This window comes from Haloferax sp. SDI50, from assembly GCF_059802635.1.
On the sequence record NZ_JBPULL010000001.1, the window covers coordinates 1,122,131 to 1,142,381 of the forward strand.

General features: G+C 65.7%; 20 protein-coding genes. 13 read left to right on the forward strand and 7 right to left on the reverse strand.

Annotated features, from left to right (window positions below; translation table 11 throughout):
* Nucleotides 1–167 precede the first annotated feature (167 nt).
* The 10 genes from ACSR87_RS05750 (at nt 168) to ACSR87_RS05795 (ending at nt 11,821) form a co-directional block, all read left to right on the forward strand.
* On the forward strand, nt 168–1,388 hold the full coding sequence (locus ACSR87_RS05750) for a DUF8073 domain-containing protein (RefSeq protein WP_498529789.1): 1,221 nt from the start codon (nt 168–170) through the stop codon (nt 1,386–1,388).
* A gap of 828 nt (nt 1,389–2,216) precedes the next feature.
* Nucleotides 2,217–4,469 carry a bifunctional metallophosphatase/5'-nucleotidase gene (locus ACSR87_RS05755; RefSeq protein ID WP_498529790.1) on the forward strand — a complete coding sequence of 751 codons (2,253 nt, stop codon included), beginning with the start codon at nt 2,217–2,219 and terminating at the stop codon, nt 4,467–4,469.
* Nucleotides 4,470–4,534: 65 nt separating this feature from the next.
* Nucleotides 4,535–5,140, forward strand: coding sequence for an acetyltransferase (locus ACSR87_RS05760; protein ID WP_498529791.1), 606 nt, complete (start codon nt 4,535–4,537; stop codon nt 5,138–5,140).
* Between the two features lie 271 nt (nt 5,141–5,411).
* The gene (locus ACSR87_RS05765) at nt 5,412–5,612 is read left to right on the forward strand and encodes a hypothetical protein (protein ID WP_008575080.1); all 201 of its coding nucleotides are present in this window, start codon (nt 5,412–5,414) and stop codon (nt 5,610–5,612) included.
* Nucleotides 5,613–5,874: 262 nt separating this feature from the next.
* Nucleotides 5,875–6,678 carry a DUF502 domain-containing protein gene (locus ACSR87_RS05770; protein ID WP_008575079.1) on the forward strand — a complete coding sequence of 268 codons (804 nt, stop codon included), beginning with the start codon at nt 5,875–5,877 and terminating at the stop codon, nt 6,676–6,678.
* Nucleotides 6,679–7,258: 580 nt separating this feature from the next.
* Nucleotides 7,259–7,531, forward strand: coding sequence for a PRC-barrel domain-containing protein (locus tag ACSR87_RS05775; protein WP_004041903.1), 273 nt, complete (start codon nt 7,259–7,261; stop codon nt 7,529–7,531).
* 273 nt (nt 7,532–7,804) lie between these two features.
* Entirely contained in the window at nt 7,805–8,164 is a 360-nt protein-coding gene (locus ACSR87_RS05780) for a hypothetical protein (RefSeq protein WP_498529792.1), read from the forward strand.
* Between the two features lie 99 nt (nt 8,165–8,263).
* On the forward strand, nt 8,264–9,643 hold the full coding sequence (locus ACSR87_RS05785; RefSeq protein WP_498529793.1) for a pentapeptide repeat-containing protein: 1,380 nt from the start codon (nt 8,264–8,266) through the stop codon (nt 9,641–9,643).
* A 102-nt stretch (nt 9,644–9,745) separates the two neighbouring features.
* Complete coding sequence (locus ACSR87_RS05790; protein ID WP_008575076.1) at nt 9,746–10,645, forward strand: cell division protein CdpA domain-containing protein; 900 nt, start codon at nt 9,746–9,748, stop codon at nt 10,643–10,645.
* Between the two features lie 138 nt (nt 10,646–10,783).
* Nucleotides 10,784–11,821, forward strand: a complete 1,038-nt coding sequence (locus ACSR87_RS05795) for a disk-shape morphogenesis protein volactin (RefSeq protein ID WP_449271606.1) — start codon at nt 10,784–10,786, stop codon at nt 11,819–11,821.
* 81 nt (nt 11,822–11,902) lie between these two features.
* On the opposite strand, the gene ACSR87_RS05800 is transcribed toward ACSR87_RS05795, so the two are convergent.
* Nucleotides 11,903–12,400 (reverse strand): zinc finger domain-containing protein, encoded by a 498-nt coding sequence (locus tag ACSR87_RS05800; RefSeq protein ID WP_498529794.1) that lies wholly within the window; start codon nt 12,398–12,400, stop codon nt 11,903–11,905.
* Nucleotides 12,401–12,523: 123 nt separating this feature from the next.
* Here ACSR87_RS05800 and ACSR87_RS05805 point away from each other — a divergent pair, with 123 nt between their 5' ends.
* The gene (locus ACSR87_RS05805) at nt 12,524–13,708 is read left to right on the forward strand and encodes a tubulin/FtsZ family protein (RefSeq protein WP_049896240.1); all 1,185 of its coding nucleotides are present in this window, start codon (nt 12,524–12,526) and stop codon (nt 13,706–13,708) included.
* A 127-nt stretch (nt 13,709–13,835) separates the two neighbouring features.
* The gene (locus ACSR87_RS05810) at nt 13,836–14,231 is read left to right on the forward strand and encodes a histidine kinase (RefSeq protein WP_498529795.1); all 396 of its coding nucleotides are present in this window, start codon (nt 13,836–13,838) and stop codon (nt 14,229–14,231) included.
* 898 nt (nt 14,232–15,129) lie between these two features.
* Here the strand turns inward: ACSR87_RS05810 and ACSR87_RS05815 are convergent.
* From ACSR87_RS05815 to ACSR87_RS05835, 5 genes are all read right to left on the reverse strand, one after another.
* A complete protein-coding gene (locus ACSR87_RS05815; RefSeq protein WP_004041895.1) occupies nt 15,130–15,519 on the reverse strand; it encodes a DUF7971 family protein in 390 nt (129 codons plus the stop codon).
* Nucleotides 15,520–15,704: 185 nt separating this feature from the next.
* Complete coding sequence (locus tag ACSR87_RS05820) at nt 15,705–16,013, reverse strand: helix-turn-helix domain-containing protein (RefSeq protein ID WP_004041894.1); 309 nt, start codon at nt 16,011–16,013, stop codon at nt 15,705–15,707.
* Nucleotides 16,014–16,115: 102 nt separating this feature from the next.
* Nucleotides 16,116–16,385, reverse strand: a complete 270-nt coding sequence (locus ACSR87_RS05825; protein WP_498529796.1) for a DUF8103 family protein — start codon at nt 16,383–16,385, stop codon at nt 16,116–16,118.
* A 226-nt stretch (nt 16,386–16,611) separates the two neighbouring features.
* On the reverse strand, nt 16,612–18,369 hold the full coding sequence (gene arcS, locus ACSR87_RS05830; protein ID WP_498529797.1) for an archaeosine synthase: 1,758 nt from the start codon (nt 18,367–18,369) through the stop codon (nt 16,612–16,614).
* Nucleotides 18,370–18,488: 119 nt separating this feature from the next.
* Nucleotides 18,489–18,848 carry a hypothetical protein gene (locus ACSR87_RS05835; RefSeq protein ID WP_498529798.1) on the reverse strand — a complete coding sequence of 120 codons (360 nt, stop codon included), beginning with the start codon at nt 18,846–18,848 and terminating at the stop codon, nt 18,489–18,491.
* A 132-nt stretch (nt 18,849–18,980) separates the two neighbouring features.
* Between ACSR87_RS05835 and ACSR87_RS05840 the strand changes: the two genes are divergently transcribed.
* A complete protein-coding gene (locus tag ACSR87_RS05840) occupies nt 18,981–19,442 on the forward strand; it encodes a pyridoxamine 5'-phosphate oxidase family protein (protein ID WP_498529799.1) in 462 nt (153 codons plus the stop codon).
* Nucleotides 19,443–19,593: 151 nt separating this feature from the next.
* Here ACSR87_RS05840 and ACSR87_RS05845 read toward each other — a convergent pair whose 3' ends face one another.
* A complete protein-coding gene (locus tag ACSR87_RS05845; protein WP_498531040.1) occupies nt 19,594–20,094 on the reverse strand; it encodes a hypothetical protein in 501 nt (166 codons plus the stop codon).
* Nucleotides 20,095–20,251: the final 157 nt, after the last annotated feature.

Consider the following 20,251-nt stretch of genomic DNA (forward strand, 5'->3'; position numbering starts at 1 on the left):
CACAACGATAAAAACAGCTACGGCGGCGGCCGAACGCGGCGACGGCGGGCCACAGACCGCCCGCGACACCGGGAATCGGGGGAATAGACACCTGTATAGAATATATATTACTAGATGATGTAGGCGGCAAGAAATTATATCCGATGTGGGACAGTTGACACTCACATATGGAAGTGGTCAGAAACGTCCGAGAACTCACGGCGGTTCTCGAACAGTTGACGGAGATGACGGGCGCGGTTGCCGGGGTTGAACTGGCGAGCGGAGGCGATTCGACTGCGGCGGGCGTCTCGGCTTCCGTCACCGTCGAGTACGACCTCGCATCCGAGTGCGCGGTGGACCCGAACCGACTCCGCGTGTCGTCGCCCGCGGCGGCGGTTACCGACGGCCTGTTTCGACTCGAACTCGACGTGACGCTCGCGCCCCCGGGAAGCGGGGCCGCCGAACCGGAACCGATGCCGTCCGGACGCGCCGGCGAGGACGACCCCGAACCGACCGCGTCGCCGGTCGCCCGAACCGACGGCTCCGGGACGCGCAACTCGTCGGTCGACCCACCCGTCACCCCCGGCGCGTCGCCGCCGACGATGGAGTCCGCGGTCCCGACGGTGAGAGACGGAGCGCCGGAGCGCGACCGGGGCGCAGCGGAATCGGCTGACGACGCCGTCGAGGCGGACGCGGGGGCGGACGCGGTCGCCAGCCGAAAGACAGCGACGGGCACGGACGCGGACGCGAAGACTGAACCCGAGACGGTACCGGCCCATCACGACCCGGTTCGGCTTCGGGAGGCCTACGAGACCTGCGAGACGTTCAAGGAGATGACCGACGCCCTCGGCGTCGACGTGACCCCACAGACCGTCCGCAACCAGATGATTCAACGCGGGATTCACGAGCCGGATAGCTACGGCCCGTCGTCCGAACCGGCGTCTTCGGGCGGAACGAGCGACGGCGAGGCGCGGAACTCGGAGCCGAGCGTTGCCGACGCGGAGGACACGACCGAGTCCGAACCGGCTCCCGAACCGTCTCCCAAATCGGAATCGAACGCGGCCCCGGACGCCGACGCGGACGCCGAGTCGGTCGCGGTCGACGCCAACGAGACGAGCGGGGCGACCGAGGAGCCGCCGACCGCGACCGACCTCCCGTCGCTTCCCGCGTCGCTGTCCTCGCTCGACTGCTCGACGGCGGACGTGTGTGCGGCCGTCGCAGGCGCGAAGACGCTGTACGAAGTCGAGCGTCGCCTCGGACTCGACCGCGCCGAGGTCCGTGAGGCGCTGACCGCGCTGGACCTCCTCGACCTCGTCACCGGACGGATGGCCCGGCGCGACGCGTCGGCGGCGAGTCCCGCTGACGTTCGAACCCGAGTGTGCGCCGCGCTCGATGAGAACGCCGAGTGACTCGGCCGGACGAGTCTCGGCGCGACGAGAGACGCCGGTAGAGACGCCGCCCCACCGGGAGCGACGACGGAACATCTTTGATTTCAAAGTATGATTGAAATAGTATATTTACTGCGTATGCGGCCGTGGTGTCCGCCGCAACTCGGCCGGAAACGCGCTCACCGATGTCAGTGAGCGCGCCCGGGAGACACGTCCGGCCGGGCCAGCCAGAACGTTCGACAGTCGGCCGCGTGCCGCCCGGACCCACGAGCATGCGATGCGAACGGCACGCGACTCGAACAACGCGACGCGCGACTCGCACGGACAGTTCGCGGTGGCCGATACGGCCTACGAGAGCCTCCATCTCTCGCCGCCGTTCCCGAGGTCATCGCGGAACATCTCCGCCCGTCTTCGCGGGTCTCCACGGTCAAGTGGCGGAATGACGGGGTTCTGAGAACGAAGCCCAGCATCGTTGACCGCCCGCCGACGGCGCGACACCTACACTCGACGCCGGGCGTCTCTTGGGGGTTCTCGGGCGAGCGCCGGCGTCTGCACCATCTGGTTCAGTTGGTCCCCGGCTAACCGCTTCGACTAACTATCGTATATTGGGTAATTTTGAGCTATTATCAGATTTGTGCTAAAATTCGAGACGCGACTTCCGCCCGAGTTCGGTGAGCGTTTCCCGTCTTCACGTCGGGTCGTATTACGCCACACACGTCAGTATATAGTAATATATTTATCTACATATAGGTCTTACCAGCGATTATCACAGCCACCCTAGTGCGAGTTGTTGTGTTTCCGCACATGACACCACGAACACGTTTCAGGCGTACTATAACGGTTGTACTAGTGTTAGTACTCACGACCGCGACGCTCCCAACCGGTGCGGCGGGCGTCGCGGTTGAGGGGGACGCGAGCGCACTCGATGCGAGCGTCCAGTCGGCGGCGAAGGCGTCCGCCTCGCCGGACGTGACCGCCGCCACCCTCCAGTCGGACGAGGCCGACGGCGACGCCGGTAACGACACCGCGAGCGCGAACGGAACGAACGTCACGCTCGTCGGCTTCAACGACATCGGCAAGGCGGCCGCCGGCTCCGGCGACGACAAGCTCGGCCGGATGATTACGCTCATCGACCGCGAGCGCGCCAACGCCTCCGGCCCCGTCTTCGTGGCCGGCGGCGGCGACGAACTCAGCCCCCACGCCCTCCGCAACTACGACGGCTCGGAGCACGGCTACGAGCCACCGGTGACGGCGATGAACCTCATCGACCCCGACGCCGAGGTCGTCCAGAACCACGAACTCGACTACGACGAGGACGCGGGGACGAACGACTTCGCCGTCTTCGAGGCCGTCGCCAACGAATCGACCTACCCGTGGCTCCTCGCCAACGTCGTCGACGAGGAGACGGGCGAGAACCTCCCCGGGACGCAGAACTACACCGTCGTCGAACGCGGCGGCGTCAGGGTCGGCTTCTTCGGGCTGACCGACGAAGCCATCAACGCCAAGTCGGACGGCGTCATCGAGCGCAACGGCTACACCGTCGTCGACCCGACGACCGCCGCCCGGCGGACCGTCGACACGCTCCGTACCGAGGAGGATGTCGACGTGGTCGTCGCGCTGGCTCCGGTCGGCATTCCGGACTCGAAGAACCTCGCGCGGAACGTCGACGGCATCGACGCGCTCATCTCGGGCGACGACCAACAGCGCTACCCGCCACAGACGACGAACGGCGTCCTCATCGGTGAGACCACCGGGAAGGCAAACGCCATCATTCGGATGGAGCTGACCGTCGACGACGGGAACGTCACCGACGCCTCCGGCGAGTTGGTCAACGTGACGACCGACGTGCCCCGAAACGACTCGTGGCAGACGTACATCAACCCGCTCCGCGAGGAGTACCTCAGCACGGAGCTCGCGACGGCGGTCATGCCCGAGCACACGGGCGTCGGCTCCAGCTACACCGACGACTCCGCGACCGGCCACCTCGTCACCGACGGCGTCCGCGGCTACACCGGTGCCGACGTGGCCGTGACGAACGCCGGCGGCATCCGCGACACGCTCTACCCGAGCGACCACGCCGCGGGCGAGGAGTTCACCGTCACCCGGGGAATGGTGACCTCGACCCTCTCGTTCGGCAACCACATCGTCGTGGTCGAGGTGACCGGCGCGGAGCTCCGCGAGGTCGTCAAGAGCCAGATAACGCCGTTAGGGATGGACAACCAGTACGGCACCCAGACACAACAGCAGGTGAGCGGAGCCACCTTCGAGTGGGTACCCCACAGCGATAGCTCGTCGCCCGAGGAGGGCGACGGGACCATCCGCGACCTGACGGTGAACGGCGAACCCGTCAACGACTCGGCGACGTACACGCTGGCGACCAACTCCTACATCGCCGGCGGCGGCAGCGGCTACCCGCTGGCCGACAAGCCGCGCGTGACGGTCTACAACGAGACGACGATGGCCGACGGCGTCGTCGCCTACTTGCAAAACCGCTCGACCATCGCGGCCGCCGAGGTCGACACCGAATCCGACGACCGGATGCGTCGGGTCGATACGGCGGTGGACACTGACGCGGTCGACGTGACGAGCGACGACGGCCGGACGACGGTCACCATCGACGCGCCATCGCGCGTGACCGGCGTGAGCGGAACCGCCGCCTTCGCCGACCGGAACGGCGGCTACGTCGAGACGACGACCGTCGCCTACGACGACGCGAGCGGCACCGTCACCGTCTCGGTTCCGACGGGCGACCTCGACGCCTTCGAGACGCCGGTGACCGCATCGGGGTCGGGCGTCGACCTCTACGTCGCCTACACCGACAGCGCGTATTCGAGCCAGTACGAGAACTTCGAGTCGGCGGTGCTGAACGCCGACCTCGACGACGGGGTGGCAGAGCCGCCCACGTCTACCGCGTCGCCAAATCCGACGACTGACGGCGCCGAAACCACGCAGCAGTCGCCCTCGCAGTCCGCAACCGCGACCGAGACGACTGAGTCCCGGACCACGGCGACCGGCGTCCCCGGCTTCGGCGTCGCTTCCGCGGTCGTCGCCATCGCGGCGCTCCTGTTCGGGGTCGGACGCCGAGTACGGCGCGAGAACTGAACGAACACGGGGGCTCGGGGGTCCGTGTCGAATCTTTATCCGTGTGGGCGTCTAGGCAGGGAGGTATGAACGGCCCGGACACCGCGGACGAAACGAGCTTCTATTTCGACTACGAGCTACAGGTCGATGCGACCCGCGACGCCGTAGCGAAGCTCGCTCGTGAGGTCCTCCAGTACGAGTGGGCCGACTACCTCCGCGCGTCGTCCCCGGGGGGCACCCACGCGTGGCACGCCCTCGACTCTGGCAAGCCGTGGGGTCGCGTCACGCCCGCGGCGTGGGACCGCGGCCGCGACCGCGGCTACGACCTCCACTTCGAGCACTACCCGACGCCGCGCGCCCTCCAGCGCGGGCAGTTCCGGCTCGAACTCCACCTCGAAGACGGTATCCACGGCGACGCCGACTTCTCGGGCGACTCGCCGTACGCGGCGCTCCGCGACCGACTCGTCGCGGCGCTCGACGAGGCGCGCGACGAACACGACGACCTCCCGACCGGCGAGTTCGGCACCGGGCGGACGCTCTGGCGGGTCGACTCGCAGTTCCTCGCGGGCGACACCGTCGCCTACTACGAGGCGCTCCGCGAGGCGCTGTCGGCCCACGAGCCGTTCGTCGACGCCGTGGCGGCCGTCCTCGACGACGAACTCCCCGAGCGCGACCCGTTCGACGGCGAGTAGCGCGCCGGGAAGAACCGCCGAGGCGCGGTGCGAGTCGAGTCATGCGAGTCCCGTCCGCGAGTGGTGACGCCCCCGATAGCTGCGCGTCTGACGCTCCCGACTGCCGTCATCATCCGACTACGAGTCCGTCAGAGTGACTCGTATCGGTGTGAAGGCGACCGCAACAGAAAGTGCACAATCCACCCGACAATACCACTATATAGCTACATTTGGATACCAGACACCGGTACCTGCGAAAGAATTATACTATTCACCGCCCGTTAGTGAAACGATGACGCAAGCACTCGAGGTCGCCCCGCACGTAATCACGGAGGGGTCGACCATCCGGCATTCGACGCTGTGTACGGAACAGACGGTGGTGGAGATCGAAGACGAGACCGTCCGGACGATGTACGACGACGAGGAGTTCGTCTACCCGCGCGAACAGCTCGCGGTCGACCTCTCGGTCGGACGGTTCGAAGTCGTCTCCTGACTCCGCGTTCGGGACGGCACGGGCCGCCGTCTCGCCTTCCGTCGTCGCTCACGGTTACCGTACCCGCATCTTCTCGGCCCGCTTGTGGCCCCCGTCTTCGTCGCGCTCGCCGGACTCGCTTCTCGCCGGACGCTCGCAGAGCGTCCGCGCCGACACGCGCCTGAAACACAGACAGTTCGACTGCCAGTACTATTTTTACCGCCCACGGGAATCTCCGGGCGTGTCCTCCGCAGACCCTCCGCGCTCGCCGGGTACACTCGCCGTGAGCGCTAAGGAAACCGGTCAGTCGCTGTACGAACGGGCGTACAACACCCTGCTGACGGGCGTGGCGATTATGATTCCCATCGTCATCACGCTGTACGTCCTGCGCGTCGGCATCGACTTCGTCAGAAACGCTCTCGAACCGTTCATCGAACTCCTGCGCTGGGCGGGTGTCATCAGCCGCTTCGAGAGCGTCGAGTTCATCAGCCTCCTCATCGACCTCGGCGTCTACTCGTTCGTCGTCGACTTCTTCACCGAGTTGGTCGCGCTGTTGGTCCTCTTCGCAATCGTCGCAGTCGTGGGAACCGTCGGTCGCAACCAGTACGGCGAGAAGATAATCGGCGTGTTCGACCTCGTAATCTCGTCGATTCCGGGCGTCGGAACGGTGTACAAGAGCTTCCGCCGCATGGGTGACGTGGTTCTCGACGAGGGGGCAGACGAGTTCCAGGACGTGAAACTCGTCCAGTGTTTCGACGACGACGTGTACGTGCTGGGCTTCCAGACGGGGGGGTCGCCAGCGACCATCGAACAGTCGACCGGCCACAAGGAGATGGTCTCGATGTTCCTCCCGCTCGCACCGAACCCCGTCACCGGCGGCTTGCTCACCTACATCCCCGCCGACGACGTGTACGACATCGACATGACCGTCGAGGAGGGCATCCGGAGCATCCTCACGAGCGGCGTCGCCACCGACGAGGACGAGGACGCCCTCGGCGTGAACATGTCCGAACTCCGCGGCACCGAACGGTTACAGGACATCCGCGAGTCGATGATTACGACCGACGAGAAGCGAGACGACGACTGACCGCAGCGCAGTCGGACGGAGGCGAGTCGCGTTTCCGAGGTCGGTTCCGGGCGGTTTGCCGCCCGCTGCCTCCGAACTCGCTCGACGGGATACCGGGGAGGTCGGTCAGCCAACTGACGACCGCGCAGACGACCATCACGCCGACCGCGGCCGGATAATTCCAGACGGTGACCGCGTCGAGCACGGAGTCGAGAGCGACGAAACCCGAGAGGGTACGGCACCGCTGACGGCCGCCGCGACGGCCAACAGATGCCCGAAAAAAGCGCTCGCGGGCGACTTCGGAGACCGGAATGTGGCCAGAGGCCCCGGTAGTGGTGGTGGGTCTACGGAAGGAACACCGAGGCCCAGCTATCCTGACCAGATAGATATCTGTTAGGTGAGCCTAAATACGTATCGGAAATTGTGGATATTCGCCGTTCACGGCTCCACGAGCGCCTAAAACGGCGTTTCAGTCACGGTGGCGCACGCCGAAACTGGAAACCGCGTCCGGACCGAGCGCACCGTAGGCGTCGAAACCGCGGAGCCGACACGGCCTGCGCCGACCGAGGTATTTTTTATTGACACGTCCGATACCGGAGGTATGGTCCCCCAGTCACCGACGGGCATCGAACCGATTCCGAGTATCGAAGGCCGCCCCGTGTACACCGCCTCGGGCGAGCGGTTGGGCGAGGCGGTCGACCTCTGTGTCGACCTCGACGCCGACCGCGTGACCGCGCTTCTCGTCTCCGTCGAAGACCCCCCGGAGGGGTTGGAAGTCGGCCCGCGCGGCGTCCGAGTGCCGTTCAAGTGGATACGGGGGATGGCCGACATCGTCGTCCTGACGGGTGATCCGGCGCTCGAAGCCGCCGACTGACCGCGGCGACTTCGCTCTCGACTGGCCGCTCCGTCGGACAACGTTGATATACTCCGAACGCCGACTGTACGGCGGGCAGTCGAGTTAGTCAGGATGTGGACAGCACGATTGCCCAATCACGCCTATCCGTCCCGCCCGGTTGCCTCTGACGGGCGGTCGACGGTCCGGCGATTCGACCGCGGGCTGTGAACACGCAGTCCGCGGGGACGCCGCGAGGCGGTCGCGGAAAACTGTTGTAGATACGTTGATACGAGTGGACCGAGTAGGCGGCGTATGAGTCTCTACGAGTCGATTCATCAGTTCGTCGGCGAGCGCGAGACGCTCCGGTCGGTGAGCCACTACGAGGAGATGACGGTGCTCCTGACCGAGACGCGACTCGTCCAGATTCGACACGACGGCGGGCAGGCGAACCCCGAGGAGGTCCGGGAGGTACGGACGATACAGCTCAACCGCCCCGTCTTCGCCGGCTGTTCCGTCGAACTCGAACCGGAGCGGACCATCGTCGGCTTCCACGACAGCACCGGCGAGACGGTTCGACTGATCACGCTTCCCGCCCGCGACTTCGAGTTCGCGGCGACGTTTTCGGCCGTCGTCGGAGACGCCGAAGTCGGCGCACCGCTCGCCGGAGACTGATTCGAGCGACGCGACGAGACGGGAGGTGTGAGGAGAATGACGACGACATCCGATTTAGTGACAACCTATTTATGTTAAGACAATGAATGGTCAGGTGACGTGGAACACAGTCGCTGTGCCTACGAGCACGTCTTCGACGCCGCCGACGAGACGGGTGCCGACGAGTCGTCGTCGGTGTGGCGGTGTCCGCATCCCGCGAGCGACGGGTCCACCCGCTGTCTGTTCCACCGCCCCGTCGAAGAAACGCGACCCGCGGCCGTCACCGAGGCGCTCCGCGAGGCGGTCACCGACGACGGGCGACCCTCGGCGTTCGTCGGCGCGACGTTCGAACGCATCGACCTCACGGGGATGACGCTCCCGTCCGACGCGCCGCTGGACTTCCGCGGCGCGATGGTGAAATCGGATATCGACCTCCGGGATGCGACGCTCGACGGCGCGCTCCGGCTCGACCGCGTCTCGGTCGGCGGCGCGGTGTGCATGCAGCGCTTCGACGCCACCGGAGCGGTCACCTGTCGCCACCTGCAAGTCGGTGACCGCTGGGTGCTCTGCGAGGCCGAACTGGGCGAGCGCTTCGACGCGACCGGCTTCAGTGCGGGGTCCGTCGTGGCGACCGAGGCGCGCTTCGAGGGCGGAGCGACGTTCAGGAAAGGCGTCGTCGACGACGACGTGTCGCTCGCGAAATCGAGGTTCGGCGGGCCGGCGTGGTTCTCCCACACTCGACTGGGCGGCCGCCTCGACCTCGGAAACGCCGCGTGCGACCACCGGCTCTCGCTGGCGCACTGCCGCATCCGCGGGGGCGTCGTGGCCGCGTCGGCGACCGTCAAGGGCGGACTCTCGCTCGAACACGTGGTCGTCGACGGCGAACTCAACGCGACTCGGCTCACGGTTGGCGGCGGTATCGACGCGACGACCGCCGCCTTCGGCGGCCGGGTCGACTGCGGTGGACTGACCGCCCGCGACGGCCCCGTCGACTTCACGCACAGCGCGTTCGACGGGCCGGTCTACTTCGACAACGCGACCGTCGAAGGCCGAGCGCTCCGCTTCCGGAACGCCCGGTTCGAGTCGGGACCGGCGTCGTTCGTCCACGCGACCGTCGACGGGGAGTTCGACCTCTCCGACGCGGTCTGTTCGGCCGACTCGCCCGTTCGACTGGTCGAAACCACGGTCGACGGGAGCGTCATCTGCGACCACGCGCGCTTCGGTGACGAGCTATTCTGCTCCGGCGTCCGCGTCGGACGCGACGTTGACTTCTCCGACTGTACCGTCGGGACGCTCACGTTCGGCGTCGAAATCGAGGGGCGACTGGATTTCGCGTACACGCACGTGACCGACGCCGCGGCCTTCGGTGACACCGTCGTCCACGGACCCGCCCGATTCACGAGCGCCCGGTTCGACGCGGACCCCTCGCTCACCGAGGCGGCCCTCGGCGACACGGTCGCGGCCTACGACATCTCCGTCGAGCCCGCCGGCGGCTCGTGACGTGGGTCGGGGCGGGGCGAGTCGAGTCGAGTCGAACGCCCGGCCGCGGTTCGACCCGAGTCCGGCGAACATTATATGTCGCGCGGGGGAATGGTCTGAGGTATGTCGAGTGACGGGCAGAACACCCTCATCGCCCTCTACCGACGGTACGTCGACGCCGACCCCGACGAGACGACCGTCTACGCGGGCTTCGCACTGTTCTTTACGGCTATCGGACTGCTCGCCGTCGCGCTCGCGGCGGTCGTGTGGAGCGGCGGCATCCCGCCCGAGAACATCTTCAAGTACGAACTCCGCGAGGTCGCGGGCGTCACCGGTGCGCTCGGGATTCCCCTCCTCCTCGCCTCAGTCGTGGTCTTGCTTCCCTCGCAGTACCGGTTTCCGAAGCTCCTCGCGGGCGCGGGGCTGCTCGTCTGTGCGGTCGCCGTCGTCCAGTTCGTCGGCGCGTATCCCCACAACTGGAACGTCGCCGCGAACGCCGACCGGAGCGGCCGCATCGTCGGTATCTACTCGCTCGGCGCGGTGGCGGTCGTCGCCGCGAGCGGCACGTCGCTCGTCGGCTTCCAACTCGCCCGCGCGAGGACGAGCGCCCCCGCCGCCGCCGGGAGCGACGCAGAAGCCGACGCGACCGACGAGGAAGACGAGGAGGCCGTCTCCGCGCAGGTTCGCCGCGACATGGACGAGGCGCTGTCGAACACCGAACTCTCGTGGGGCGGCGTCCGCAAGACCGAGACCACCCGCCTGAAGCTCGACACCTCCGCCGTCGACGACGCGGACCGCGCGAGCTTCGAGAACGCGAAGGCGACCGAGACGCGCGGTGGCGGCGTCGACGACGCGGTCGCGGGGCTCCAGGGGCTTCGCGGCGGGAAGAAGGACACGGCGGTCGGTGACAGCACGGACGACCAGACCGCCGCGCTGGCCGAGTTACGGAAACAACAGCAGGCGGAGGCCGAACGCGAGGACGCCGAGGGGCTGGTCGACCGGATTCGCGGGCTGTTCTCCTGAGCCGTCGCGGGCCGGCGGGCGGGGACTGACGCGGCGTCGGTCAGGGAGTGACGCGACGGTGGCTCGGCGTCGGTCCCGGCCGAACCGAATCGCAAACGCGCATACAGATTTATGCGACAGCCCTACGACGCGTGAGGTATGGCGAAAGGCCTTGACGTAGGAACCATGAACATCCTGTCCGCGAGTCAGGATGGGAGTGAGACCGTATTTGTCCAGCAGCGCAACTCGTTCGTCGAAATCGACTACAGCGACATGGCGGAGCAGATGCTCTCGCGCAGCGACGTGCTCCACATCCGCAAGGACGACAAGGTGTACGTCGTCGGCGACGACGCGCTCAACTTCGCGAACATCTTCGGCAAGGAGACGCGACGGCCGATGCAACACGGCATCCTCTCCAGCGAGGAGTCCTCCGCGATTCCGATGATCAAGCTCATCATCGAGCAGGTCGTCGGCTCGCCCTCCCGGCCGAACGAGCGCCTGTTCTATTCGAGTCCGGCGGACCCCATCGACTCCGACCTCTCGACGCTGTATCACGACAAGACGCTCGAATCGATGCTCGGCGACATGGGCTACGACCCCGAACCCATCAACGAGGGGATGGCGGTCATTTACAGCGAACTCGCCGACAACAACTTCACCGGCCTCGGCGTCTCGTTCGGCGCGGGCATGACGAACATCTGCCTGGCGTACTACGCGGTGCCGGTCATGCAGTTCTCCATCGCCCGCGGCGGCGACTGGATCGACCAGCAGACCGCCCAGGCCACCGGCACGGCCGTCGACAAGGTCACGTCCATCAAGGAAGACGACTTCCAGCTCGACTTCCGCACGGACGTCGGCGGCGTCGAGGGCGCGCTGTCGATTTACTACGAGAACCTCCTCGACTACGTCATCGAGAACATCGAGCGCGAGGTCGACGAGGAAGACATCGAGGAGGGCCTCGACGTGCCCGTCGTCGTCACCGGCGGCACCTCCAGCCCCGAGGGCTTCGAGGAGCTGTTCGAACACCACCTCGAAGACTCGACGATTCCGTTCTCGGTCAACGAGGTCCGGAGCATCGACCGCCCCCTGTACAGCGTCGCCCGCGGGTCGCTCGTCGCCGCCCGCTCCGAAGAGGAATCCGACGGGAGCGCCTCCGACCCCGAACCGGAAGCTGAAGCCGCGCCGGAATCGAACTGAGCGCCGGCCCGAGCTGACACACCGGCCGGACAGTACGTCACGACCGAGGTCGACGCGCCGCCGGCGACGCGCGAGCGCGCGTCACTCGTCGCCCGCGCGGTCAGCGCGGTCCCCGCGGTCGCCGTCCTCCCCGTTTTTCAGTTGCGAGTCACTGGGTTCGCGGTCGGTGGCTTCGTCGTCGCCCTCGTCGTCACCGGCAGCAGCCACGTCTTCAGTCGTGTCGCCGCTCCCGTGTTCGGCTTCGGCGTCGTCCGCCGTGTCGGTCGCATCGTCCGCTGGGTGCGTCTCATCGTCCTCCGCGCCGGCCTCGTTGCGCTCGGCTTCGACCGCGGTGTCGCCGTCGGTTGCCTCGCCGCTGTCGGCTCCGCCGGTACCGCCCGCGCCGTCGTCCCGCTCGCGCGCCTCGCGGAGCGCCCGCTCGTGGAAGCGAGCGATGGCGTCGTCCCACGACTCTCGGCTCGGCGCGTCGCGCTCGTGGACGGTCTCGACGCCGACGAAGCCGCAGCGCTCGCAGTAGCGCGCCGCGCGACCGTCGAACGAGAGCGTCGAGAGTGGCTGTGAACACCGCGGACAAGTCATGCAGTTTGCCGATGATTCTCGCCCGGGTCGTATAGAACTACCCCGTCCCCGGCGACGCGTTCGACTCGGTGTGGCAGGCAACTAACAGAAGATTCACCACTGATGACGTGTCAAAGAGAGACGATGAAGGTCCTTTGCTTCGGAATGGGACAAGCGGGTGGGAACGTCCTCGACGCCCTCCTCCGGTACGAACAGCGCACGAACGCCGATTACGTCGTCGACGCGGTCGCGTACAACACCGCGTCGGCGGACCTCCGCGGCCTCGACCTCGTTCCCGAGGAAAACCGCATTCTCTTCGGCGCGGACGAGGTGAGCGGTCACGGCGTCGGCGCGGACAATGAACTCGCCGCCGAACTCGCCGAGCGCGACAGCCGACAGCTTCTGCGGGGCACCGACGGCGCGCCGACCTCCACGGCCGACGCGTTTCTCATCTTCGCGGGTCTCGGCGGCGGGACGGGCAGCGGCGCGGCCCCCGTACTCGCAAAGCATCTCAACCGCATCTACGAACAGCCCATCTACGGCGTCGGCATCCTCCCCGCCGCCGACGAGGGCGCGCTGTACTCGCGCAACGCCGCGAGGTCGCTCAGGGCGTTCGTAGACGTGACCGACCACGTCTTCGCGTTCGACAACGGGGCGTGGGCCGAAAGCGGCGAAGACGTCGCGCAGGCCCACGACACGATGAACGAGGAGCTCGTGCGACGCCTCGGCATCCTCTTCGCCTCGGGCGAAGTGGCCGAGTCGGGGACGGTCGCCGAGAGCGTCGTCGACTCTTCGGAGGTCATCAACACCCTCCGCGGCGGCGGCATCTCGACGATCGGCTACGCGGCGAGCGAACTCCCCGAGAGCGACGGCGGCGGCGGGTTCAGCATCAAGGGGCTCTTGGGCGGGGACTCGTCGTCGACGGACGAACTCGACTCCATCAACCGCATCACGACCCAGACGCGGAAGGCCGTGCTCGGACAGCTCACCCTCCCGTGCGACGTCGACTCCGCCTCCCGCGGGCTGGTCGTCGTCAGCGGCCCGCCCGAGTGGCTCAACCGGAAGGCCGTCGAGCGGAGTCGGACGTGGGTCGAAGAACAGACCGGGAGCATGGAGGTCCGCGGGGGCGACTACCCGCTGTCGGAGTCGAACCACGTCGGCGTGCTCGTCCTCCTCGGCGACGTGTCGCGGAGCGACCGCGTGGCCGAGATTCGGTCGACCGCCGTCGAGGCCGAGCAGAACCGCCGCGAACGGAGCGCGAGCGACGCCGCCGACCGCGAAGACGGAACGGAGGCCGTCGTCGACGACCGCCTCGACTCGCTTTTCTGACCCGACCGCCTCGACGATAGCCCCCGCCGGTCCCGCGGTCCGACGCCGAGTGCGACCGCCGTCGGCGTCCGGCGTGGACTCGGGTCGGAGAAACTGTCAAATACCCTCTCGACGAACAGTCGAATGCGTGTCCGAGACTAGCATAGCGGCGACGCCGCGCATTCTCGCCTACGGCCCACAGCCCGAGGGGTTGGGGGCGGGAGAGCGCGACGTGAACGTCGAGTTCGTAGGGTCGAGTCGGGAGTTGTTCGAGCGATTGACCGAGAGACCGGTGCATCTGGTTATCTGCCTCCACGCCCCGCCGGCGTTCGAGGGCATCGAAGCGGTCAAAGGTATCCGTCGGTTCGACGCGACAGTGCCGGTGGTGCTGGCGTCGCGGGTCCAAAACACGATGCTCAGCCTGCAAGCGATACAGTCGCAGGTCACCTGGAGCGTCGGCCTCGCGGGCGACGAGTCCGTCGAGGAGGCGCTGTCCGACCTCGTCGTCGACGCGAGCGAGTGGTTAGAGAAGCAGGCAGCGTAGCGAACCCCAGTCCGGCGAACCCGCCCGAAGGCGAACCGCGGTCAGTCGTCGGTCGTTGGGAACTCGAAGGGACGCCGCGAACGCACTCCCACAGGAGCTCTTCGGCGCGGTCGACGTGAGCGGTGGCCCCGTCGAAGGTGTCGTTAACGATGGGTGGAAGAAGATTCCGCCGTGTCTGGCTACGTCACCGAGCACCATGGCCGTTTCATCGTGTATAACACTATTACACCTATTATACCAACCCCAATACTGTCCCCTGGACTGACAATCAGAATGATTTATATATCCGAAGTGGTTGTACTCAATTGGATGCAACACCGTACAGAGTAACCCCTCGGACGCATCCACATGACCGAACTCATCCCCCCTTCCCCCCTTCCCCATTAGGTTCGGTCACCCCTTTACGGGGCGCGACTACTGACTCTCACTAGCGACTGTGCTGTTGTGTCTCTCCAGAGAGCGTCGGTGACGTCGAACGGACGGGCGCGAACGAGGTGCTTCGACTCCGACGGAAGTCGTCCCGGATAGCTGTCATATGAATCACTCGGACGGGTCGGGTCGAGCCCGCCGCCACCGCCGAACGAGAGAACACAGGTGAGAGGGCGAATTTCGGGAGATAATAGTGTTTTAAATAGACAATACTATCGAAGAACAGGAACCAAGTCAAGAATATCAAGATGGAGATTTATCTGCCGATATCCACGACATCATTCGATTTATATGGCCATAGTAGAATGTAATCTACTATTATAATCAAAATACAAGTATTTATATTTAGTAAATAAATTCTATATGTGGTGGATTTAACCACAATAGTGTATTTTATCCACACGTCTACTAGAACTGAACAAGCGTTCGTTCCGGAAACGGCACCCAGTCGACGCCGCGGGCGACGTACCTACTTGCCGTACCTGATGCCGTCTTCGACCAGTCTGAGGTTCCGTTCGCGGTCGATGTGGGGTTTCAGCCAGTCGTACTCCTCGATTTGGAGGATGAGGTCCGCTTGGAGGTTCCGCCACGCGATGGCGTAGATGGGCGACTGCCCCCACGCGCGGAGTTCGGGGATGAACTCGTCGTAGCGCTCGTAGTGGCCTTCCAGCCGTTCGAGCGCGTCGACGACGTAGCCGGCGGCCTCGGATTCCGTGTCGGCGTCCTCGATTGCGCGGTTCAGTCGCGTTTCGAGTCCCTCGACGGCGCGCTGCATGTCCTGTGCCGCCGTGCCGTCCGCCTCCGGCAGCGAGTCGATGATGGGCTTCGGAACGCCGAGTGAGAGTGGTTCGATAGCCATACCTCGAACTGGGCGGCAAAGCGGCAAAAAGGCGGCGACGGTCGCAGCACAGCGCGGTGACTCCCGACGCCACGGTCCCGTCGACAACGCGGAGCTGAGCGGCGTTGCCACTCCGCGCGAGGAACAGCGCGCCGGGGTGCCTCCGAAGGCCGTCCCGACCTTCGGTTGCGGCGCGTCGCTCCCTGTTAGGCGTTCGCCTCGTCGGTCCGCGCCCTGAGTTCGGACTCGACGAGCGCGTCGAAGTCGACGCCGTCGGCTCGGTACTGGTCGCGGTTGTCGAGGACGACCAGCCCCTTGTCGGTGATTTCGTACAGCCCGGAGTTCGGCGCGGGCCCGACTCGCGCCAACAGACCGTAGTCCGCGAGAATCGGCAGTCGCGTGTTGATGTACGAGCGGTTCTTATCGAGGATATACGAGAGGTTCACGGCGGTGTTTCGCCTCCGATCTGAAAGCGCTTCGAGGATGTCGAAGTCAGTTGGGACGGCCAACTTCATACACGGGTGTTCGTAGCCGCTGTTAAATAAACAACTTATGTGGGAGGGCGTCCGGTCAGGTTCGCGCGGCGAGGGACAACGACGCGGCGGTCTCGGGTCGAGTTACCGGTGGTCGAGCGCGTCGCGCGCGAGGCGTAAATCCTCGAGAATTCGCGTGTGTCGGTCGATTGCGTCGTCGATGTGACGCGCCGTCACCGCCGTGTCGAAACCGGCGTCACCGTGGTACTGCGACTGCAACAGATGCGATTCTAAGGCCCGCGAGGTCGAATCGCTCGCCGCCAACAGCGCATGGGTAATCGTCCAGTCTACCGCCCCCTCGTCGGGAAGCTCGTCGAACTCAGGTCGTTCTCCCTCCTGTCGTTCTGCCATCATTGCCCACCTTGGGCCGTGATGCTACTTAAAGTTGTAGTGGCGTGATATTTCCGCCATAGACCGGTGTATAGAAAACCGAGTAACGGTCCATTTATCGGCATTCAAAGGCTGATTAACCACAACGAATCAAAATGTCAGTGAAGTGTTGTTTTGAGAATTGCCTCGACGTGTCAGACGGTTTTGGGTTCGGTCGAGTCGGAGACCTCTCGCCCAAACCGGGGCCGAATTACCGCTCTTCGACGTGGCGGATTTCGACGCCGATGCCGCGCGTGGATTCGACCAGTTCGCGGCCGCCCATCTCCGCGCGACCGATGGCGAACGCCTTCGGTCCCTCGACGACGACTTCGTCGCCCGGACGGATGTCCGCGTCGGCGTCGACGACGCCCGGCGCGAGGACCGACCCGTGCGGGACGAACCCGTCGATTTCGACCGTCTTCGTCGGCGCGTCGCTGTCGCGCCACACCTTCGCGCCTTCGAGCGTAAAGGAGAGCACGCCGTACTGCGGGACCATCGTCGCCAACTGCACGCCCGCGTCGTTCCACACCTGAAGTTTGGGGTACCGACTCGTCATCTCCAACGCCACGTCCGAAAAGAGCGCGTCGCCCGCGTCCGGACCGAGTTGGTAGTCCGCGAGGGCCTTCACGACGTTGTGCTCGCGCTCCTCGCGGGTGAACTTGGGTTCGTCGTCGAGCGTCCGCATCAGGTTGCCGATGGACTCCGTCGTCGTCGGGTGTTCGGAGACGGTGAACTCCACGTCGAGGTCTAAGTCGCCGGCGACGCGCTCGACGATGTCCGTGTACGCGCCCGGCGGGACGTGCGCGATGATTCGCGGGTAGTCGTTGCGCTCCAGATAGCGCCGGAGCACCTCGGCGACGAACGACTTCTCGTCTTCCGACCAGTCGCCCGTGACGACCGAGTCGTAGTGCTGGGCGGGGTAGGTGAGTTCGAGTTCCTGCGGGACGACGCCGATGGGCGAGGTCATCGACACCATGTGCGCGCGGTACTGGACGGCCTCCTGGAACTGTCGGTGGCTCTGTGACTCGCTGTACGGCTTTTTGGCCGAACACGGCAGGAGCACGAGCGGGTTGTCGAAGCGGTTGCGGTAGCGCTTGGTCACGCGGTCGGCGAACCGCTGAATCTCCACGCGGTCGATTGACTCCTCGGACGCCGCGGTGAGTTCCGAGTCGCGGATGACGGGAACCCGCTGTTCCATGAAGCTGTACTGCTGGTCGAACCGGCGGAACAGGGCGGTCAACCACTGGTCGTGGCGGGCCTGCCCCTCGACGTAGTCCCGAAGCCGCCCGTCGCGGACGCGACGCCGGACGCGAGCGAGTTCGGCGCGAAGTGCGTTCGCGTTGTGGTCGGCCGCGTCGGCGCGGGTGAACTCGGAGGCTGGTTTGCGGCAGGCCTCGCAGGCGCAGGGGAGTTCGTCGAGGTCTTCGAGGAAGTACTCGCCGTCGCTCGTGAGGTAGAAGCCCTCCAGCCCGCGGGCGCGGGCGAGTTTCTCGTCGACGAGGTCGACGCCGGCGTAGACGAGAAGCGAGACGTTCCGAGGCGTGGCGGCGCCCGAGAGCATGAGCGCCGTGTCGGCGGGGAGGTTCTCCTTCGCCTCGATGACGTTGTCGCGGAAGGCGCGCGCGTGGCCGACGAAGCCCTGCGCGTCCGAGAGGATGTAGGCGTCAGCGCCGAAATCGTCGGCCGTGTCGGCGGTGACGACGGCGGCCGAGGGGAAGTCCACGTCGGGGTAGGCCACCGAAAAGGACTCGCGGACTTCGTCGGCGCTCCCGGCGGGAAGCGAGCGGTGGGGGAGCACGGTCAGCACGTCGTCGGAGCCGTCGGGAAGCTCGCGCTCGGCCGCCCAGAGACTGCCGGCGTCCGCGAGCACGTCGTCCACGACCGCCGGCGTCGTCACCGAGTCGGAGAGCCGCAACTCCCCGATTCGGGCGGCGCCGTCGCGGGCGTGAACCTCGAAGTAGTCGGTCATACCCGCTTTCGGCCCCCGATAGGCAATTAACTTGTCTTCTGCGGGCGCGCCGAAACCGGTGGGACGCAGGGGGCCTTCGCAAACGGCGAGTCACGCGAAAAACAGCGGAACCGAACGGACTACTCGTTTGACCGACCGTCTTCGACTTCGATGCGCTGGGGTTCTTCGGTTCGCGCGTCGGCGTCGGCGTCGTCACGGTCGCCCAGGAGCGACGATTGCAGGTTCTTCGCGAACGACTCGACCTGGTTTCGGAGCGTCTTGACCTCCGTCTCGAACTCCTCGACGGAGCGCTCGACGTAGTGGACTCGCTGAATCGGAACCCGGCGGACGACGTCGTTGCCGCCGGCGTCCTCGTCGAGTTTGACGATCCAGTGGTCCTGAAAGTAGGCGATGTTCTCGTTTTCGACGCGTTTCTCGACGGTTCCCTCGTCGGGGTCGTCGTAGACGATTACCGCCGTGCCGAGGTCTGTGTCCGTCATCGCGGGCAGTTGTGTCCAGACACTCGTATGTCTGGTGGCACGGCGAACTCGGCGGCGACCGAGCCCACCAGTTCGACCGCTCTACTTCCACCGAGCCTACCGAGTTTAGCCCGTCCCGCCCGAACAGCCACTATGAACGCCTCCGACCCCACCGGCCCGTGGTCGCGCGACCGCGTCGACGACTTCCTCGCCGCGTCGACCGTCCCGGTCCGGCTCTCGTGTCGCACCCCGTCGGACGACCTCTGGATGCTCTCGCTGTGGTACGAGTGGGACCCCGAAGCGTCCGAACTCCGGTGTGCCACTTCGGCCGACGCCGACGTGGTGCGGTTCCTCCGCGCCCGCGACGACGTGGCGTTCGAAATCTCGACCAACGACCCGCCGTACCGGGGCGTCCGCGGCCGGGGGGCCGCGACCGTCGAACCCGACGCCGAAAAGGACGTGCTGCGGCGACTCATCGTCCGGTATCTCGGCGACACCGACTCGGAACTGGCGAAGCGGTTGCTCTCGCCCGAGCGCGACGAGGTCGTGATTCGGATTCGGCCCGAGCGGCTGCATACGTGGGACTACGCGGCGCGGATGCGTTCGTCGGAGTAGTCGGTGCTAGTGAACTCCCCGGTTACTGATTGCGTAGCGAAATCGGAGGATCCGTTGAAACCTCAGAAGATAACGTGACCGGACGCTGTGCGGCCAATACAGTGTGTATGCAGTCGGGGCCAGTCAAGCAGTCGGGACTTGCGCGTGGTAATCACCCGTGGACATCCTGAACGCAGCGCGAAGTGGTTCTAAACTCCCCGTCCGGCGTGGCCGTGAACGTGAGTGCCATGTCGAGACCACACTGCATGAGGTGAACCTCCAACAGTTCGTTTTGGTGTGTTTCGACCACGTAAACAGTCGTCTGGCTTTCGTTCCAATCGTCGACAAACACCGTACTGTTGCCATTCGGAACGGTCGGCACACGGTCTGAACGGACCGGGTCGTGGAGAGTGACGTTGGTGTAGTTCGCCTCGGTCCGTAGTTCCGCTCCCCGAACGAGTTTCTGGCGACCGTCCCCCGTGGTAACGTCGAAGCGAAGGTTCTCGGGGGTCTCGTGGGCGCTTTGGAAGACCGTAACCGAGTAGCTTGATTCTCGTTCGTTCTCGATGAGAATCTGTGACTCATCGTCGGAGAGCGGTGACGTACAACCGGCGACCAGCACGAGACCGGCCAAGAGACCGGCGAGAACGACTCTGCGGGAGGGCAGTCGCATCGACGTAATTTCGCTCTTCGTCTCGTATGCGTTTTGGGGTGCAACGACGAACCGACGTAGTTGAATGAGGCTCACCAGAACACAGCGGCTGTCTTGCAGACAAAGGGAGAGCTATCTGTTAGCTAGACAGAACGCGGACGCTCTCTGACGTGTGACA

Bases quoted from the DNA above. Each gene is read 5' to 3' on its own strand.
- ACSR87_RS05750 (WP_498529789.1), top strand. From the start codon at position 168: ATGGAAGTGGTCAGAAACGTCCGAGAACTCACGGCGGTTCTCGAACAG.
- arcS (WP_498529797.1), bottom strand. From the start codon at position 18,369: ATGACCGACTACTTCGAGGTTCACGCCCGCGACGGCGCCGCCCGAATC.
- ACSR87_RS05835 (WP_498529798.1), bottom strand. From the start codon at position 18,848: ATGACGGACACAGACCTCGGCACGGCGGTAATCGTCTACGACGACCCC.
- ACSR87_RS05775 (WP_004041903.1), top strand. From the start codon at position 7,259: ATGGTCCCCCAGTCACCGACGGGCATCGAACCGATTCCGAGTATCGAA.
- ACSR87_RS05845 (WP_498531040.1), bottom strand. From the start codon at position 20,094: ATGCGACTGCCCTCCCGCAGAGTCGTTCTCGCCGGTCTCTTGGCCGGT.
- ACSR87_RS05840 (WP_498529799.1), top strand. From the start codon at position 18,981: ATGAACGCCTCCGACCCCACCGGCCCGTGGTCGCGCGACCGCGTCGAC.
- ACSR87_RS05805 (WP_049896240.1), top strand. From the start codon at position 12,524: ATGAAGGTCCTTTGCTTCGGAATGGGACAAGCGGGTGGGAACGTCCTC.
- ACSR87_RS05800 (WP_498529794.1), bottom strand. From the start codon at position 12,400: ATGACTTGTCCGCGGTGTTCACAGCCACTCTCGACGCTCTCGTTCGAC.
- ACSR87_RS05765 (WP_008575080.1), top strand. From the start codon at position 5,412: ATGACGCAAGCACTCGAGGTCGCCCCGCACGTAATCACGGAGGGGTCG.
- ACSR87_RS05820 (WP_004041894.1), bottom strand. From the start codon at position 16,013: ATGAAGTTGGCCGTCCCAACTGACTTCGACATCCTCGAAGCGCTTTCA.
- ACSR87_RS05780 (WP_498529792.1), top strand. From the start codon at position 7,805: ATGAGTCTCTACGAGTCGATTCATCAGTTCGTCGGCGAGCGCGAGACG.
- ACSR87_RS05760 (WP_498529791.1), top strand. From the start codon at position 4,535: ATGAACGGCCCGGACACCGCGGACGAAACGAGCTTCTATTTCGACTAC.
- ACSR87_RS05825 (WP_498529796.1), bottom strand. From the start codon at position 16,385: ATGATGGCAGAACGACAGGAGGGAGAACGACCTGAGTTCGACGAGCTT.
- ACSR87_RS05815 (WP_004041895.1), bottom strand. From the start codon at position 15,519: ATGGCTATCGAACCACTCTCACTCGGCGTTCCGAAGCCCATCATCGAC.
- ACSR87_RS05790 (WP_008575076.1), top strand. From the start codon at position 9,746: ATGTCGAGTGACGGGCAGAACACCCTCATCGCCCTCTACCGACGGTAC.
- ACSR87_RS05795 (WP_449271606.1), top strand. From the start codon at position 10,784: ATGGCGAAAGGCCTTGACGTAGGAACCATGAACATCCTGTCCGCGAGT.